Genomic DNA, 15,715 nt, shown 5'->3' with positions numbered 1-15,715 from the left:
TGTGCCGCCTGGTTGCGACAGGCTGCTCAGCCGGATGTCGGCCAGCGTGCCAGAGTATTGGCCAGAATGCTGGCCAGCTGCGGCTCGATGTGGAACAGACCGACATTGTGCGCTAGCTTGATCCCGTCCTGCGGGTGGCGTTGGGCCGACGCCATCCAGTCACAGACCATCTCGACAACATCGAACAGATCCATGCCGGCAATGCCGCGTTCGCCGTAGTGCTCCGGATGGTGCGAGTTGTGCGCGTAATGGTGCTGCAACATCGGCTTAGCGTTATCCAGCAGCGCCTGGTATTCAGCCGAACCATAAGCGATGCCGGCCAACAACGGCATCACCCGGTCAAACGTCGGTTTCTCGGCCGGGCTCAGCTTGCTGGCATCATGCCTGGCGCCGCGTTTCAGCATTTCGGTGACGAAGCTGTCGAGATGATCGCGCACCAAGGCTATGTGGGCCAGCGTATCGGATCGGCTATCATGGCTGGATTCAGACTGATTGCTCATCGATTTCGTCCTATGTTTGGGTGGCGCACAACCGGTTGCCTCGTGTTCTTCGGGCGACGAACGCCCACTGTGAACCGGCGTTGCGTCACCCCGGGACGTGCCGCATAGTCATGAGGTCCACTCGGCGTCGATAGGCTAACCGTGCTGAACGGATGATTGTCGCGCGATAGAATGAGTCGGAAACCCAGCCATACCTCCCTTCGGGCACCGTTTCTTAAGCGGGTCGAGCTGATGATGGATCGCGTGCCCGATCAAGCCGTCTATCCGTTCTCGATCCCCGCGATAGGCGCCGAGCCTTTCCAAGTCGAATTTACCAGTGCCGTTACGATTTTGACTTGAATCAACAGTAGCGGCAAATCGACCATTGTCGAGGCGCTTGCTCACCTTTGCGGATTCGGTCGATACGGTGGAAACCAGAACTATGCCCGGGGCGGCGATGGCGGCGAAATGCTGGATAGATTTCTCAGGCCGTCATGGCTGGCAAAGGTGGACGACTTCGACGCCACGGGGGCTTACGGCGGCAGATCCCTGTCCGAACGCTCACACGGAGAAGCCTGCCTGACGGTATTTAGAAGTCGCGTTCATGGCATCGGGGTTTTTCTGTTCGACGAACCGGAGGCCGAGCTGTCCCCCTTCCGACAAATTGAGTTTCTGAAGTTGTTGAAGACGGCCGAGAACTCCGGCGATGCACAATTCGTCATCGCGACCCCTTCCCCGCTTCTGATGGCCTACCCCGGCGCAATGCTGCTGCATCTGACCGATTTCGGGCTGATGGAACGGTCGTTCAAGCTGACGGAGCATTTCAGGGTCTTGCGTGAATTTTATCTTGATCCCGAGGTGTTCATGGAAGCCGCTTTCATAGCCTGACGCATCGCTTTGCAACTATGAATACCCGACCAAAATCACAATTTCCCGTCAGGCAACCGGGGCTGCGAAGCTGTCGAGGTGATCGCGCGATGTGGGCGACTGACCCGCCCTGGCCTGGCCGACGTCTCATTGGTACGCCTCTTTTGTTCGGGTGATTTGTTCGTCACGCGACCGGCACCCGCGGCGACGCCGGTAGCGTCGCGGGGCGGAGATCACTATCTTGCGGTGATGTCCGATACGCCAGCCTTTCTCGATAGCGGCCGTCCGCCGGTGCCCGACCTTGTCGTGCCACGGGCCGTGCTGCCGTTCTTCTTGCCGCGCCGCCCTGTACGCGGGCGATTGGTGCGTTTGGGCACGCTGGCGGACGCGTTGCTGACCCGCCATAACAACCATCCGGCGGTAACCCGCTTGGTCGGGCAGGCCTTGGCGCTGGTCGCCGGGTTGTCCACGGCGCTGAAATTTCGCGGCTCTTTCAGCCTGCAGGCCAAGGGCGACGGGCCGATCTCGATGCTGCTGGCGGACTGCTCCGACGCGGGCGAACTGCGCGGCCACGCCCTGGTCAGGTCCACCAGGTTGGACGCGTTGCTCGCACGCGATCCGCAACCCTCGACCGCGGCGCTGCTGGGCGGCGGCTTCCTGGCCTTCACCGTTGATCCAGGCGGCGAGCAGAATCGCCATCAGGGCATCGTCGCGATCGAAGGCGACTCGCTTGCCGCAATGGCGTCGCATTATTTCGACACCAGCGAGCAACTGCGCTGCCAGGTGCAACTGGCCTGCGAGCACTCCGCGGCCGGCTGGCGTGCCGCGGCGTTGGTCCTCGAGAAGGTTGCCGGCGCCGGCGGCATCGATCCGGCCCTGAACGAAGCCGCGCAGGAGGAAAGTTGGCACACCGCGACGACGCTGGCGGCTACGGCAACCGAGCGGGAACTGCTTGACGACGGGTTGCCGGCGGATCGACTGCTGTATCGGCTGTTCCATACCGAGGGCGTCGCGGCGGACCGCGCCCGTGCCCTGTCATTCGGCTGCCGTTGCTCGCGCGCCCGGCTGGCGAGTATTCTGGAAGGCTTTCCGTCAGATGATCTGGATCACATGACTGTCAATAATGATATCGTTATGACCTGTGAATTCTGCAATTACGATTTCCGGTTCCCGCGTCAAAACGTGCATGGACAAAGCGCGCCGCCGCGACCGGCGGAATAGATCCGTTCGGCCGTCGGAGGCGGACCGGAAGGGGGTTTGCACTGGCCGCTGCTAATCTCTATTCCCCTGGCGCCCCGCCTCCCCTGCCCCAAGCGGTCCGGTTGCCCATGATTCGACCGGACTGGCCAACAAGGAACCACCCGCCTTCATGCCACCCGCAAATCTGAACCGCCGCTTTGTGTTGCTGCTGCCGCTCGCGCTCGCAGCCTGCGGGGGAAATGACGAAGTCGCATTCGACGCGTTGCGCTACAATGACCTGCCGCCGATCCAACTGAACGTAGCCTCGATCAAGATCGAGCAGCGTTTTGTGCCGTCGGGGGTGCCACCTGACGTCAGCAACCAGGCCCCTTCGCCTCCGGTTGAAGCGCTGAAGGCCATGGCAAGCGACCGCCTGCAAGCCTTTGGTACCGCCAACCAGGCAGTGTTCGCCATTCTGGACGCAACCTTGACGCGCGAGGGTAATGTCATTCTGGGGTCGATGGCCGTGTCGCTGACCATCCTGAGCGATAGCGGCACGCAGCTTGGATTTGCCGAGGCTCGGGTTCAAAGTCGCCATACCGGTCAACTGGACCACATCCGCCGCGTACTCTACGAGCTGACCAAGAGCATGATGATCGACATGAACATCGAGTTCGAGTATCAGATCCGCCGTAATCTGAGGACTTGGCTAACCAACACGGTGGCCCCCGATACGCCGGTGGAGCAGGCGCCGCTAAACCAGTCCCCATCTGCCGGTCAGCCGCAGTATGGTCAGCCCGGGCAACCCTATCGATCCCAATCGGATCAGCCGGGGCAACCCTATCAGCCGCAGCAGACCTATCCGCCGACGCCAGCCTACCCACCCTCGCAGGCGTATCCCTTAACGTCGCCGAATCCGGGTCAGCCGTATCAGCAGCCGCCATATCAGGCGCCGCCGCCTGATCAACCCTATTCGCCGACGCAATCGCCGCAATAGGGACGGCGAGCCGCCCGGCAGCGAAGCTACGCGGTTAGCACGTTTGGGCCTCGGTTGCCGATCATCGCCAACAGTTCTCGGCGCGTCGCCGCGTTATCGCGAAACGCCCCCAACATGCGGCTCGTGACCATGGTCACGCCGGGCTTGTGAACCCCGCGTGTCGTCATGCATTGATGGGCCGCCTCGATCACGACAGCGACGCCGCGCGGCATCAGCACGTCCTGGATCGTGTTGGCGATCTGCGCGGTCAGCTTTTCCTGGATCTGCAGGCGCTTTGAATAGGCGTCAACCACTCGTGCAAGCTTGCTGATGCCGACCACTCGGCGGTGCGGCAGATAGGCGACATGCACCCGACCGATGATGGGCGCCATGTGATGCTCGCAGGTGCTCTCCAACCTGATGTCGCGCAACAGCACGATTTCGTCGTAGCCGTCGGTCTCCTCGAAGGTACGCTCCAGCATCGCAACTGGATCCTCCGCGTAGCCCACGAAGTATTCCTGGTAGGCCCGAGCGACCCGGGATGGCGTGTCGCGCAGGCCTTCCCGGTCGGGGTCATCGCCGGCCCAGCGCAACAGCACGCGAATGGCCGCTTCCGCCTGTTCACGCGTAGGGCGCTGTTCCGCCGAGGTGCTGGCGGCAGCCGTCTTGGTGGCGCGGTTCGAGGCGGGCGTTACGATATTCACCGAGCAGGTTCCTCCGTCTTATCTCTAGGGCGATATGGGGCCGGTTCCGGACGTCGCAACTCAAGTCTGTTGGGCGCTTGCGGGTCAGGGATCGGCGGGGTGTGTCGAGGAAATTGCCGTGGCAAATCGCGCCAGGGACCAAGCCTCATTAGCCGGCGGCCGGCTCGTGCCCCAGGGCGTCGTCTCGTCGCCGCGGAACTAGTGTACCCTACCGGTTTGATGCGGGCTGTCCAGGCTGAAGGCCGGGATGGCGACATCGAAGTTCTCACCCGACGACGGCACCAGCATGTGGTAGGCGCCGACCATAAAGCCGGACGGCGTGTCGAGCGGTGTCCCCGAGGTGTATTCGAAGCTCTCGCCCGGCTCTAGCAGCGGCTGCTCGCCGACCACGCCGGCGCCATGCACGTGCTGGGTACGGCCGCGCGCATCGGTGATCTGCCACGTGCGGCGCAGCAACTGGATCGGCTCCGCCCCCTGATTCTCTATCTTCACGCGATAGGCCCAGACGAAATGATTCTCGTCCGGCTGCGATTGATCGGCCAGAAAGAACGAGCGGACCGAGACGTGGACATCGCGGGTCGTGCGCGAATAGTCTGAGCGCGCCGAACCAGCGGCACGGCCTGACCGCTGCGGTTGGATCAAGGGAGACGTCGCGCGCTTGCCGCGGCCGGGCTTGGAATCTTCAGACGACATGACAGCATACCTTCTTGCCTTGCCGGGTCTTCGGATCAAGGACGAATCCTATGGGTTTGTCCAGGACGGCGGGATGACCGCGGCGCTCGGGCGGCCGGGCTGGTTAGAAAAACAGTTTCGTAGTCAGATCGATATCGGATTTGATCGCACCTCGGCGCGGGATGCCCAAGGCCTTCCTCAGAAAAGGCGGTTAAGAAACGATCTCCCTGATTGTTTCAAATAGAGTATGACGAGCGCGCTCGGGCGTCACGGTCCGTTAGCTGCCAGCCCTGACATCCGAGCGGGTGGTACGCACAGTGCCTGACGAAGGTCTTGCTCGATGTCGGGGGCATCCTCGAGCCCGATCGAAAGCCGGATGGCGCCGTCGGTGATGCCCAGCCGAGCGCGCTCCTGCTCGCCGATCCGCATATGCGTTGTCGTGGCCGGATGGGTTGCCAGCGACTTGGAGTCACCCAGGTTGTTGGAAACGGCAATTAGTTGCAAACGGTTCATCACCTGGAAGGCACCATCCTTGCCACCGGCGACCTCGAAGGTCACCACGGTTCCACCGGCGCTCATTTGCCGTCGCGCCAGCGCCTGCTGCTTGTGGTCGGCGCGCATCGGATACCAGACCCGCGTCACGCCCGGGTGGCGGGCCAGGACGTCGGCGATCGTCGCGGCGGTTCGGCTGGCCGCGTCGACCCGCAGAGCCAGGGTTTCGATGCCCTTCAACAGCACCCATGCGTTGAACGGTGACAGCGCCGGGCCGGTGTTGCGGATAAACGGCTGCAACACGTCGTTGATCCACTTGCCGCGGCCTAGAACCGCGCCGCCAAGCACCCTGCCCTGACCGTCGATGTGCTTGGTGCAGGAATAGACCACGACATCGGCGCCCAGCTTAAGCGGTTGCTGCAGCAGCGGGGTGGCGAACACATTGTCCACCACGACGATCGCCCCGGCCACATGCGCCAATTCCGCCACCGCCGGCAAATCGACCAGTTCAAGCATCGGATTAGACGGGGTTTCCAACAACACCAGATCAGTTCGCCGCGACAGCGCGGCCTGCCACTGCGCCAGATCAGCGCCATCGACGAATTCAGCCTCGATGCCGAATTTGGGCAACAAGGTCGACACGATCCAATGGCACGATCCGAACAACGCTCGTGCCGCCACCACGCGATCGCCAGCCTTGAGGTGCGACAGCAACGCGGCGTTGACGGCAGCCATGCCGGTAGCGGTGGTGCGGCACTCCTCGGCCCCTTCGATCAGGCAGAGGCGCTGCTCCAGCATGGCCACCGTCGGATTGGCGAAGCGGGAGTATTGGTAATGCTCGACCGTGCCGGCGAACGTCGCCTCGGCTTGTTCGGCGTCGTCGTAGACATAGCCCGAGGTCAGGAACAAAGCTTCCGACGTTTCGCCGTGATGGCTGCGCTGCGTGCCGCCATGCACCAAGCGGGTAGCGGCGCCCAAACGGGACAGGTCTGGTCGGAATGGATCGGGTGTCATGCGTCAGGGCCCCTATGTGTATTGGCCCGACCGTTGAGCAGTTTCGGTTCGGAAAAAAACCGAGCCTGATACTGGCCTGTTTAGCGCGCTTGTTTCACCTCGCCGCAATCCGGCCGGACAAATCACGAGGGCCGGGGGGGTCCCGACTCGGTGCTGATAGGGCCAAAATCGGCAATGCGTCAACTGCAGCGTCGGAACCGGACAGGCGTTATCCTTGGGGGAACCCTATTGTATGAGCGCCGATACCACCCGGCGGGCGAACAGACCGCCTGGCGGGCGAATTGCATCACCCGAGGGAAACGATTAGAAGCCTGCCAAGACGCGGGTGTAGTTCAATGGTAGAACGGCAGCTTCCCAATCGCATATCGTGATTTGTGAACGGCCATTTCTACTAATCTTTTCAATGTCCACGCCCTGTCCAGTCATAAATAGCTAGGTTTTCTGTATCAAAAGGGACAGAAACCTATGGGCAACATCCTGCAGCGTGGCGCGCACCAGTATCGCGTTCTTATCCGCCGCAAGGGCGTAAACCTTTGCCGCACATTTGAGACAATGGCCGAGGCCAGAGAATGGGAGAGGGAAACCGAGGCCCGGATTGCTGGCAATCAACCCGTCCAGAAGAAACCTGTCGCTTCCCCTCGCCGAGGCCTGCGACTGGATGAAGGGTCATTTGGGTAAAAACCCGAACGCGCGGAATGAATTGAATTACATCACATATTGGAAATCCTCCAAATTCGCCCACTGGTCGCTCGCCGCGCTGCGTGACTGGGACCTCATAACCTGGCGAAAAGAAGTCCTCGACGAGGATAATGCCAAGGATCAAGGCGTAGGGCCAGCTGCGCTGGTTGGTGCGCAAACCTGCATTCATCGGATGAACGCTCTATCCAAAGTCGTCCAGACCTGGGGCCGCGCGCACAGAATTACGCTGGATAATCCCATCAAGCCGGGTGTTCGCCCGCGACCGCCCAAGGGGCGGGAGCGGCGGCTCTACCCCGAAGAGGAGGAGCTGCTGCTGAAGGCGGCTGAAAAATCAAGCCGTTCTTGGCTGCGCGCCGCGATCGTCATCGCAGTCGAAACCGGAATACGGCAAGCTGAGCTAGTCGATCTGACATGGACAAGGGTCAATTTGGACCGCCAGTTTCTCGATTTGACGCGGACGAAGAACGGCCGGCTCCGCCGCGTGCCGCTCTCAAATCGGGCCATTGAAGCGTTCCGATCCCTGCCGTCATTCCGCGACACCGTGCTACCGATCGAGACAACCAACGGAATTATGCAGGCATTCAGGGACATCAACACATTCCCCGACCTCCGTTGGCACGACCTGCGCCACGAAGCGATATCCCGCCTGTTCGAATATACCGACCTGCGAGATCATGAGGTCATGGCGATCTCAGGTCATCTTAGCCCGGCGATGCTGTCGCGTTACACGCATCTACGGACCGACAGGCTGGCCGACCGCCTCAGGGGCGGGCGGTTGAATGCGCGGGCCGAGTAGTGAAATGGTGGCGGCGGACGCGCCCGTGCCAGTGAATCCGCGCCTATTAGGCAATACCGTTTGATGCACGGCCTCCAGGTAAGCCAACGTTGGCATGGGACCGACCAACTGCTTGTAGTTTTCAGGATCACCGTCTTCTTCAAAGATGGCCGTCACTGCCGCAAGAAACTTGAAATCCCTTACCCTTTCCTCCCACGATCCGGGATTATGTTTTTGAAGGGCCACATATGCTGCTTCGAGCAGGGCGCATGCAATTTCGCGTCCTGGCCAGCCTTCTTTGAGCCCAAGTTCGACTAGATCTTCTAACGTTTGAATGGACGTTTGCGCAAAAACGCCATCATCACTGGGCTGATTTCCCGTCATCACAAATTCCTCCTCGCAATGTCTTCAGCCTTCGTAGGCCGCCCCCTCTTCCTCGCGACCTCCGGCGAGGGCAGAGACGCCACCCAAGCCTCCAGCCGGTCCGCAAGCACATACACTGCCCTGCCAATCCGTTTGTGCGGCGGGGGCGCCGGGACATTAAGCGGCCGGATTTTCATGAACGACTTCCGCAGCGTCGACAGCGGGATGCCTGTCATCGCCGCCGCCGTCGGCACGTCAACCAACAGAGGGCCATCTTTCATCCTTCCGCTTTACGGCAAATAGTCCGGACATATGCTGGACGGATCTAGCCGTAAGCGCCAACCCCGATCAGCAGCACCTCGGTCTGCCGGTTCGATATCACCACCCTGCCCGGCCGCGCGCCGCAGCCCGGCGTAGAGCAGCGCAGCCGGGTGACCATATTCCGGATCAGAATGTCACCCCGATAGACGACCAGAATGTCCGAGACCGGGAGCACGCGTTGATGGTGGCAGGTCGCGCAAGATATCGAGAACGTCCATGCGGCGAAGTCTGATAGCCTCCCCGACATGACGGCGGAGTGGCGTTTGCGTTGCGAAGCGGTCTGGCCCATCGGGCGAGCATAGCTAGGAACGGATGGGGAACGCCAGGTTAATCAGATCCGCTCACCCCGATAAATCGTCACGCTCAACAGATCGCAGTTCATGACCTTGCCACGCTCATCGAGGACGATGTGCCGGCTTCGCGTTTCAACGAACTTGTCCACGAAGCAGCTACCATCGACCATTTTCACGAACAGCCGTTTCCCGGGCGTGAAGTGGAGATGGGTGGATTTCTTGCGGGACATCGATGGCTTTCTACCGCCCTTCACGCGGCACTGGACATTTCATTCCGTTTTCGATATTGTATGCACATATGCATCTACAGTCAACAGAGAAATGCCCAGAGGAAACCCGAAGATACGTCGAACGATGCGCCTCGACCCCGCCCTGACCCGCGAGGTTCTTCGGCATAGGGACACCCTGACCGGCGCGGTCGAAGAAGCCCTGCGCGATTTGCTCAAGAAGATCGGACGGAAGCGATGACCACAATCGACACCCTCCCCGCCCGAACCCGCTCCGAACTGTGGAAACTCGCCCTCACCGCCATCGAGTCGCAGAAAGCCGAAATCGCCTATCTCAAGGCCGAGATCGAGCGCCTGAAACCGAAGCGCCGGAAAGACGGGCGGTTCCAGTGAAGCAAAGATACGTCAGGCAGTCCCGCGCGGGAAAAGCAACGCCAGCCCCCGATTTAATCCGGCTGCTGCTCGACCATCTCGGCTATCGGGAGGACATGGCACCGGAGCCCAAGCAGGATCTTCGCTTTGCCGCAGCCGATGCGCTGGAGGACACCTACTTCCGAATGATGGCCGGGACCCCAGGAGGCGTCCGCCGGAATATGTCCCTGCATGTGGTGATCGATAAAGCGACCGCTCTTTTAGAGGGCGACGGCATTATCCCGGCTGGCAGCGGCATGGTGCCAACGGACACCGAGAGGGCGTTCTGGACGAGGCACTTTCCGGGCATGCAATACACCCCGGCGACGAGTGATAAGCCGAAGCCGCCCTGACTACGGGCGCGCGGCTGGGGACGTGGCGGGCGCAGCACCCGGGCCAACCGTCGGCGCGACCAACAACAGGCTGTTCACCAGATAGACGACCACGACCACCACAAGCACCAGGAACAGGATCCCGCCCAACCCGCGTCCGCCATAGGCTCCACTTCGATAGCCGTAGAAGCCTCCGCCGCCGCCGAACAGCAGAACCAGAATGATAATCAGCAAAATCAGGGCCATAACGCTGTTTATGATGGAATTTGGATTCGGCGCAAGCGGCGGGCGTTGACCCCAACGAAGCGACACTGGAACGATCCGCTGGCGTCGCATATATAGGGAGCATGGAAACCACAAAAGCCATGCTGAAAGCCGCTCGCCGGGCCGAATTCGCCTACTACCACCAGAACCGCTTCCCGGGTTCCAGGTTCGTTCCGATCCCCGACGGCATGATGCTGGCGATACTTGATGCAGCGATCGACGCAATCGGCGACGACGATCTGCCAGACGATGACGGGCCGGCCAATTCCCATGACGAGGCCGAGGTCCCGCGAGCGACCAGGACAACGATCGTGCGCGCGCGAAAGCCCAGGACACGACGTTAGAATAGCCGCCATCCTCGGCGAAGCTCTTGGGGCCATCGGATGGGTAGTCGTCCTGGTCGGACTTAGCTGTAAATCGCCCATGCGATGAACAGAAAGACGCAGATCACAACGAAACCCGGCCACCCGCTTTTCTTCTTCACACCAACAATGTGTACAGGCGTGATGACGATCACGCCAGGCGGCCTCTTTTTCTTGCGCATCGCCAACGCGGCGATGAAAAAGACTATGGCCCATACCAGGTTCATTGAGTCATGTTCTGGCGGCAGCATCACGATACCTTCCACTGGGAGATCGATTAGACCTCCGAGGATACGTGAACTCCCCTGGACACATCCGGGACAAAATTCAGAAAATCCGCTCCCTGTTTCCTCCCGTCCGCTGCTGCCAGGCGATCTTTTTATCCATCGCGCTGATCCGCCAGCCAGCCGCTCGCATGGTGTTCCTGGCAGCATTACGGACGGCCCAAATAGCCCGCCATTGGCTGTATCTGTACATCTCAACCGTTCCGGCGCAGCGATAGCGATAGCGGCGAAGGTACTGGTGCGCCAGATCCTCCACCGTGTTCGAGAACGGGACGTTGACCACGTACACCAGCCGCGTGCCTTCGCCGCCCAGCATATCCATTTCGACCTCGGCTTGCCGCGTCGCTGTTCTCCGGCTTGTGCGACCGATTTTGTAATGGCCGGGGAACCTAACCAGCTCGAACACATAAACGCGGCCCCATTTTCCGGATAGATTTATCCGCCGGCGCCTGAGCAGCACGATCAGCATCGCCAGCGCGAACAGCCAGAACAACACATCGCCGCCGGAGAGCGTGGTCGGTTCGGGGGTAAGGAAAATCGGTGCGGCCATATTGAACTATTCTACCAGGCTGGAGGTGGTCACTGCCTGGACAGACCGATTGAACCGACCCATCACCGATCGATTCCGTCTTGCCCTCACCCGATAAAACGTCTGCCGGACGATATTCGCGGTTGGTTTCTTCCCTCTTCCAGCCATAATTCCATATCTATTCGCCAGCTCGGCAAGAGCCTGCCAGTCGGTGCCGTAGCGTTTGCGGTTCACCTCGATCAGGTCGAACTCCTCCCAGAGCCAGCGATAAAGCGGCGAGACCGTTGACTGGGTTAATATCGCCAGGGTTTTAAGCTTGGGCGGGTTCATTTTGACGCAGTGCATTAAAGGTTCTTGCGATTAATATGACGCGAGATTATATTTAACTCAAGATTATCGCATAATTGTCGCGAGAGTGCCTCGTCGAATTTTTATGCACCATTGCTACCTGCGGTAGCCCCGGAGACCCAAAAATGGACAGGCGTATTGATCAAATTTTAGCCGGAATTGAAAATATCGGCAATCGGTTTGATGATTTAGAAGCAGGTTTTAATGCAGTTCTTTCCGCTCTGCGCGACCAGCAGGTGCCGATGCTTAAAACCCAGATTGAAAAACTCGACCAGCTGATTGAGGCCGTGGACCACGAGCCGTCCGGCGAACTCGAAGAAACACTGGCCAGCCTCGCCCGCGCCGTGAACGGCATGAATGAGACGATCCAACGGGCGCTCAGCCAGAAACCAAAGGACGATTGTTAGTCTTTGCGAAAATCGCTGCGGGCGCGGAAAGCGCGGCAGGCGCGTTAGCCGCGCATCTGCTGGAGAAAACACTCCCCGACGATTATCAAAGGGCCTCCGAATATTACCTGCGAACCGCGGGGCTGGACCCCGCCCTTCTCGACGCCATGGGATCGACGCCCAGGGTCCGCGCCGATCTCGATCCTATCCTCGCGAAAGCCCTCGCCCTCACGCCCGGCTCGGTGATCGACGAAGCGGCGCTGAAGGCAATCCTCAGCGGCGCGAAAGCGAACGGAAAGCCGGTCACCGATCGGAAACGCAAGCTGATGGCCGAAACGAAGGACGGCACGCGCAGGCGCATATCCGGCATGGATCTATGCTTTGCGGCGCCGAAGTCGGTTTCCGTCATGTGGGCCTTCGCCGAGAACGAGGCGGTAAGGGCCTCGATCCTCCAGGCCCACCGCGACGCAACGAACGAAGCGCTTCGCTGCGTCGAGGAGCAGGTCGGCACACGCGTCGGAGCGAATGGTGGGCAGGTCAAAGCGGCGGGTAAGTTTGCCTGGATCTCCATCGAACATTTCACCGCGCGCCCGACCGTTGCTATCACCCGGCCGGATCCGAAAACGGGCGTGGTCGGCACCGAACTCTACACCGTCTCGCCCAGCCTGCGTGGCGATCCGCATCTCCATTCCCACAACATCGTGCCGAATTACACGGTGGCCGAAGACGGGCGAATCGTCGCGATCAACACCAAGCAGCTTCATAATCGCATCAAGGAATTCGGCTCCGTCTATCAGGCCCTGCTCGCCCGGAACCTGCGCGCCATCGGCATTGAGATGGAACTTGACGCACGCACTCGCATGGCCAAGGCCAGCGCCATTCCGGACAGCGTATGCGAGGAATTCAGCAAGCGGACGAAAGACGCGCAGGCTGCTGCCCGGGCCGAAGCTGCATCGCGCGGCCTGGACTGGGATGCCATGCCCGACCAGGACCGCATCGATTTCCTAAAGGGAGGCGCGAAGGCCAGCCGAAAATCCAAGACCGACGATCTCGCCTGTTTTGAGGCCTGGTTCGCTCAGGCCAAAGCCATGGGCTGGAGGCACGAAGCGTCGATCACCACCGATCCCCATGCGCCGCACAACATCGCCGCCGCCCGTGACACCGCCCTGCCCTTTCTCGCCGAGGAATTCTCGCGGCGCGCCGTCATCACAGGATCCGATGCGCGATTGCAGGCTGTCCGTGGGCTGATCGCCAAGGGGATGCGGACGACCGCCGATATCAGCGCCGTCACCCGCCTCATGGTCCAGGAAGGCATTATTCAGGACGATCGGCTGACGCAGTTGCTCTATGCCGAGACGGAGAAGGGCGTCCGGATCACAACGGTCCTCCACCGCGACCAGGAAGAGGAGCTGATCGAGCTGGCGCGGGACGCGGCGGCGGATCGCTCGCGCAGCTTATCGACAGAAGAGCTGAACGCCGCGATCCGGCGCACGGGAATAAAGTTCACTGGCGACCATGGCGCTGCGCAGCGCAAGGGCGTGGAGGCCCTCGGCCTGGGCGGCGAGCTTGGCGTGCTGGTTGGAACCGCAGGCTCCGGCAAGACGACCCTGCTCAAGTCGCTCGTCGACGCCTGGCACCAACAGGGTCTAACCGTTCTCGGCACGTCGCTCGGCTGGAAGCAGGCGAACGCGCTGGCCGATGCCGGCATACCCCTGCTCAAGACATTTGCCCTTCAGCCGTTAATCGACGGAATCACCGACGGGTTCACGACGGTTGGCCGTGACAGCGTCATCGTCATCGATGAATTGGGCCAGATCGGCACGCGGCAACTGCTGCAGCTTCTTCGCTTGCAAAAGCGGTTCGGGTTCAAGATCGTCGCTGTGGGGGACGACCGGCAATGCACCGCGATCGAGGCCGGGCCGGTCATCGATCTGCTCCGCAAGGCCCTCGGTGCCGATACAATCCCCGAGATCCTGACCACGATCCGCCAGAAATCAGAACGCGAGCGGGAAATCGCCGGGATGTTCCGCGAGGGCCGGATCGCCGAGGCCCTCACGATGAAGCGCACGGACGGCACCGCGGAGCTGGTCGAGGGGACGCGGACCGACGCCATTGAGCGCATCACGGATCTGGCGATTGAGCAAGGCGGCGATTTGACGCTGTCCGCCCCCACCAACGCCGATGCGCAGGACATCAGTAAGGCTATCCGCAAGCGGCGGCAGGCCGCCGGGACCGTCGGGCCGGATCGGCGGTTGATACGGGCCACGAATGGGCGCGGGCACGAATTCGAGTTTCACATCTCGGAAGGCGACAAGGTCCGACTGTTTAAACGAACCAGGGCGAAATTCGGGCGCATTGAAGCGCAGATCGGAAATAACGGGTCGGTCCTTACCGTCGTTGAGGTCAGGGATGACGGGCTGCTGTTGCGCGGGGAAAGCGGCAAGGAAGGGTTCGTCGCCTGGTCGAAGCTTGATCACAATGGTCGGTCGATGCTGGCTCTAGGCGAATGCCTCACAATCGAGTCAGCACAAGGCTTAACGTCCGACCGCCATATTTTCTGCGCTCCAAGTGGATCATCGGCCGTCGATGGTTTCCGGGCGTATGTCTCGTCTTCGAGGCACCGAATTTCATCATGGATGATCCTCAGTCGCGGCGAGGAGATGAAAGAGACGGCTGACAGGCTGCCTCTCGGATTGCGTCAGCCGATAACCGAAGACGTCATCTGGAACAACGTCGTCCGCAACCTGAGCCGCAGGCCGGTCAAAGACTCGGCCATCGATTTTCTTGCCGAAGCTGCGGTGATGAACGCCGGGGTAACGAAAGGGTTTCAGGCCCAGATGCGACGCAAGGCGGCCGGAGATCAGACTGATATGAAACGAAAGGCCGGGATAAAGCAGTGGTCGATGCAGCGGGTCAGGGGCGCGGTTCGGCGGGTGTTTGCAATGGGCGCGCATCCTTAGCCCGCCGCGCCATCTCAATGCGCGCGATGCTTTCGACGGTCCGCTTAACCTCCGCATTTGGCAGCGGCGGCACACAGCGCGATTCGTTGAACGCCAGCAGGAGATCAAGGACGAAATCCCCGTCCATGTCTTGGCGCAGCAGCCGTCCGGCCATTCGCGCTATCGTGTCATTCCGCGATCCTTCGGGAACCGGTCCGCCCGGGTTCAACTCGACCCTGCACGCCGGGCGTAGGACCAGGTCGATCAGCCATTGGGGGGCATCCGCTATCGCGTTGGCACAGTTCGGACCCCAGATATACAGGCGGCCGTTGGGGTGCGTGCTTGGCGGGGCAATAATAAAACCGCCATCTGCACGGGTATCAAGGCCCGACTGGAATTTAACCCTGTTGCCCATGGACGCGGTACAGCGAAAATAGAGATGTTTTCCTCCCCCGCCGGTGATGACCTCAACTGTGTTGGGCAGGGGTCCGTATTTTTCTTGGAGTGAGCGCAAAGAAGCCATTCCTTCTGCGCCATCAACATCCAAAACCCATACGCCGGAAACTGTTCCAGTCGCTATCCCGATATTAGCGTTTTCCCAAATTGACCACCACTCTTTGATTTTCTGTTGATTAGTGGTGGCAGCCAGACAGCCACCTTTAATCAGGGGCCATTTACCTTTTACTGGAAAAACACGCATCCCACGTTTCGCATAGGCCAGTGCAAAATCAAGCAATATAGTCATCACAAATATCCTGACATCACGTTGCTATATCGCAATATCGAGATATAATCCAGC

Annotated in this window: 22 protein-coding genes and 1 riboswitch; of the genes, 10 read left to right on the top strand and 12 right to left on the bottom strand. The window is 60.6% G+C overall.

Annotated features, from left to right (window positions below):
• Positions 1-26: 26 nt before the first annotated feature.
• Complete coding sequence (locus ACQY4Y_RS16880) at positions 27-500, bottom strand: DUF5662 family protein (protein ID WP_428491763.1); 474 nt, start codon at positions 498-500, stop codon at positions 27-29.
• A 486-nt stretch (positions 501-986) separates the two neighbouring features.
• Here ACQY4Y_RS16880 and ACQY4Y_RS16875 point away from each other — a divergent pair, with 486 nt between their 5' ends.
• The 3 genes from ACQY4Y_RS16875 to ACQY4Y_RS16865 all read left to right on the top strand — a co-directional run bounded on the left by ACQY4Y_RS16875 (position 987) and on the right by ACQY4Y_RS16865 (position 3,522).
• A complete protein-coding gene (locus ACQY4Y_RS16875; RefSeq protein WP_428491762.1) occupies positions 987-1,367 on the top strand; it encodes an AAA family ATPase in 381 nt (126 codons plus the stop codon).
• A 228-nt stretch (positions 1,368-1,595) separates the two neighbouring features.
• On the top strand, positions 1,596-2,567 hold the full coding sequence (locus ACQY4Y_RS16870) for an Hsp33 family molecular chaperone HslO (protein ID WP_428491761.1): 972 nt from the start codon (positions 1,596-1,598) through the stop codon (positions 2,565-2,567).
• A 148-nt stretch (positions 2,568-2,715) separates the two neighbouring features.
• Positions 2,716-3,522, top strand: a complete 807-nt coding sequence (locus ACQY4Y_RS16865; protein ID WP_428491760.1) for a hypothetical protein — start codon at positions 2,716-2,718, stop codon at positions 3,520-3,522.
• 26 nt (positions 3,523-3,548) lie between these two features.
• On the opposite strand, the gene folE is transcribed toward ACQY4Y_RS16865, so the two are convergent.
• Both folE and apaG read right to left on the bottom strand, forming a co-directional pair.
• Complete coding sequence (gene folE / locus ACQY4Y_RS16860) at positions 3,549-4,199, bottom strand: GTP cyclohydrolase I FolE (protein ID WP_428493655.1); 651 nt, start codon at positions 4,197-4,199, stop codon at positions 3,549-3,551.
• Positions 4,200-4,403: 204 nt separating this feature from the next.
• Entirely contained in the window at positions 4,404-4,898 is a 495-nt protein-coding gene (gene apaG, locus ACQY4Y_RS16855; RefSeq protein ID WP_428491759.1) for a Co2+/Mg2+ efflux protein ApaG, read from the bottom strand.
• Between apaG and ACQY4Y_RS16850 the strand changes: the two genes are divergently transcribed.
• The gene (locus tag ACQY4Y_RS16850; protein WP_428491758.1) at positions 4,897-5,121 is read left to right on the top strand and encodes a hypothetical protein; all 225 of its coding nucleotides are present in this window, start codon (positions 4,897-4,899) and stop codon (positions 5,119-5,121) included. The genes apaG and ACQY4Y_RS16850 overlap by 2 nt on opposite strands.
• A 23-nt stretch (positions 5,122-5,144) precedes the next feature.
• On the opposite strand, the gene metZ is transcribed toward ACQY4Y_RS16850, so the two are convergent.
• Positions 5,145-6,383 (bottom strand): O-succinylhomoserine sulfhydrylase, encoded by a 1,239-nt coding sequence (gene metZ, locus ACQY4Y_RS16845; RefSeq protein WP_428491757.1) that lies wholly within the window; start codon positions 6,381-6,383, stop codon positions 5,145-5,147.
• 59 nt (positions 6,384-6,442) lie between these two features.
• Positions 6,443-6,522, bottom strand: a riboswitch (SAM riboswitch).
• Positions 6,523-6,978: 456 nt separating this feature from the next.
• Between metZ and ACQY4Y_RS16840 the strand changes: the two genes are divergently transcribed.
• Positions 6,979-7,878: a site-specific integrase gene (locus ACQY4Y_RS16840; RefSeq protein ID WP_428491756.1), complete on the top strand. Its 900-nt coding sequence runs from the start codon at positions 6,979-6,981 to the stop codon at positions 7,876-7,878.
• On the opposite strand, the gene ACQY4Y_RS16835 is transcribed toward ACQY4Y_RS16840, so the two are convergent.
• The 3 genes from ACQY4Y_RS16835 to ACQY4Y_RS16825 all read right to left on the bottom strand — a co-directional run bounded on the left by ACQY4Y_RS16835 (position 7,816) and on the right by ACQY4Y_RS16825 (position 9,064).
• Positions 7,816-8,241, bottom strand: a complete 426-nt coding sequence (locus tag ACQY4Y_RS16835) for a hypothetical protein (RefSeq protein ID WP_428491755.1) — start codon at positions 8,239-8,241, stop codon at positions 7,816-7,818. The genes ACQY4Y_RS16840 and ACQY4Y_RS16835 overlap by 63 nt on opposite strands.
• Before the next feature lie 304 nt (positions 8,242-8,545).
• Entirely contained in the window at positions 8,546-8,716 is a 171-nt protein-coding gene (locus ACQY4Y_RS16830) for a hypothetical protein (protein WP_428491754.1), read from the bottom strand.
• 156 nt (positions 8,717-8,872) lie between these two features.
• Complete coding sequence (locus ACQY4Y_RS16825; protein WP_428491753.1) at positions 8,873-9,064, bottom strand: hypothetical protein; 192 nt, start codon at positions 9,062-9,064, stop codon at positions 8,873-8,875.
• 234 nt (positions 9,065-9,298) lie between these two features.
• Here ACQY4Y_RS16825 and ACQY4Y_RS16820 point away from each other — a divergent pair, with 234 nt between their 5' ends.
• Together ACQY4Y_RS16820 and ACQY4Y_RS16815 are read left to right on the top strand one after the other, a co-directional pair.
• Positions 9,299-9,454, top strand: coding sequence for a hypothetical protein (locus ACQY4Y_RS16820; RefSeq protein ID WP_428491752.1), 156 nt, complete (start codon positions 9,299-9,301; stop codon positions 9,452-9,454).
• Entirely contained in the window at positions 9,451-9,825 is a 375-nt protein-coding gene (locus ACQY4Y_RS16815; RefSeq protein WP_428491751.1) for a hypothetical protein, read from the top strand. Before ACQY4Y_RS16820 ends, ACQY4Y_RS16815 begins: the two co-directional genes overlap by 4 nt.
• Here the strand turns inward: ACQY4Y_RS16815 and ACQY4Y_RS16810 are convergent, their stop codons facing one another.
• Positions 9,826-10,050, bottom strand: coding sequence for a hypothetical protein (locus ACQY4Y_RS16810; RefSeq protein WP_428491750.1), 225 nt, complete (start codon positions 10,048-10,050; stop codon positions 9,826-9,828).
• Between the two features lie 101 nt (positions 10,051-10,151).
• Here ACQY4Y_RS16810 and ACQY4Y_RS16805 point away from each other — a divergent pair, with 101 nt between their 5' ends.
• Positions 10,152-10,412 (top strand): hypothetical protein, encoded by a 261-nt coding sequence (locus ACQY4Y_RS16805; protein ID WP_428491749.1) that lies wholly within the window; start codon positions 10,152-10,154, stop codon positions 10,410-10,412.
• A gap of 62 nt (positions 10,413-10,474) precedes the next feature.
• Here ACQY4Y_RS16805 and ACQY4Y_RS16800 read toward each other — a convergent pair whose 3' ends face one another.
• The 3 genes from ACQY4Y_RS16800 to ACQY4Y_RS16790 all read right to left on the bottom strand — a co-directional run bounded on the left by ACQY4Y_RS16800 (position 10,475) and on the right by ACQY4Y_RS16790 (position 11,573).
• The gene (locus tag ACQY4Y_RS16800; RefSeq protein WP_428491748.1) at positions 10,475-10,681 is read right to left on the bottom strand and encodes a hypothetical protein; all 207 of its coding nucleotides are present in this window, start codon (positions 10,679-10,681) and stop codon (positions 10,475-10,477) included.
• Between the two features lie 76 nt (positions 10,682-10,757).
• Positions 10,758-11,264: a GIY-YIG nuclease family protein gene (locus ACQY4Y_RS16795; RefSeq protein ID WP_428491747.1), complete on the bottom strand. Its 507-nt coding sequence runs from the start codon at positions 11,262-11,264 to the stop codon at positions 10,758-10,760.
• Positions 11,265-11,270: 6 nt separating this feature from the next.
• Positions 11,271-11,573 (bottom strand): hypothetical protein, encoded by a 303-nt coding sequence (locus ACQY4Y_RS16790; RefSeq protein ID WP_428491746.1) that lies wholly within the window; start codon positions 11,571-11,573, stop codon positions 11,271-11,273.
• Positions 11,574-11,716: 143 nt separating this feature from the next.
• On the opposite strand from ACQY4Y_RS16790, the gene ACQY4Y_RS16785 reads away from it, so the two are divergent.
• Positions 11,717-11,998 (top strand): hypothetical protein, encoded by a 282-nt coding sequence (locus tag ACQY4Y_RS16785; RefSeq protein ID WP_428491745.1) that lies wholly within the window; start codon positions 11,717-11,719, stop codon positions 11,996-11,998.
• Complete coding sequence (mobF, locus tag ACQY4Y_RS16780; RefSeq protein ID WP_428491744.1) at positions 11,992-14,937, top strand: MobF family relaxase; 2,946 nt, start codon at positions 11,992-11,994, stop codon at positions 14,935-14,937. The genes ACQY4Y_RS16785 and mobF overlap by 7 nt, the downstream gene beginning before the upstream one ends.
• Here mobF and ACQY4Y_RS16775 read toward each other — a convergent pair.
• Complete coding sequence (locus tag ACQY4Y_RS16775; RefSeq protein ID WP_428491743.1) at positions 14,891-15,661, bottom strand: bifunctional DNA primase/polymerase; 771 nt, start codon at positions 15,659-15,661, stop codon at positions 14,891-14,893. The two genes, mobF and ACQY4Y_RS16775, sit on opposite strands and share 47 nt — an antisense overlap.
• Positions 15,662-15,715 lie beyond the last annotated feature (54 nt).

Source organism: Rhodopila sp., from assembly GCF_965277165.1.
In the GTDB taxonomy this organism is placed as follows: Bacteria; Pseudomonadota; Alphaproteobacteria; order Acetobacterales; family Acetobacteraceae; genus Rhodopila.
The sequence above is the reverse complement of the archived record's forward strand: the minus strand, read 5'-3'. Positions and strand labels throughout refer to the sequence as shown.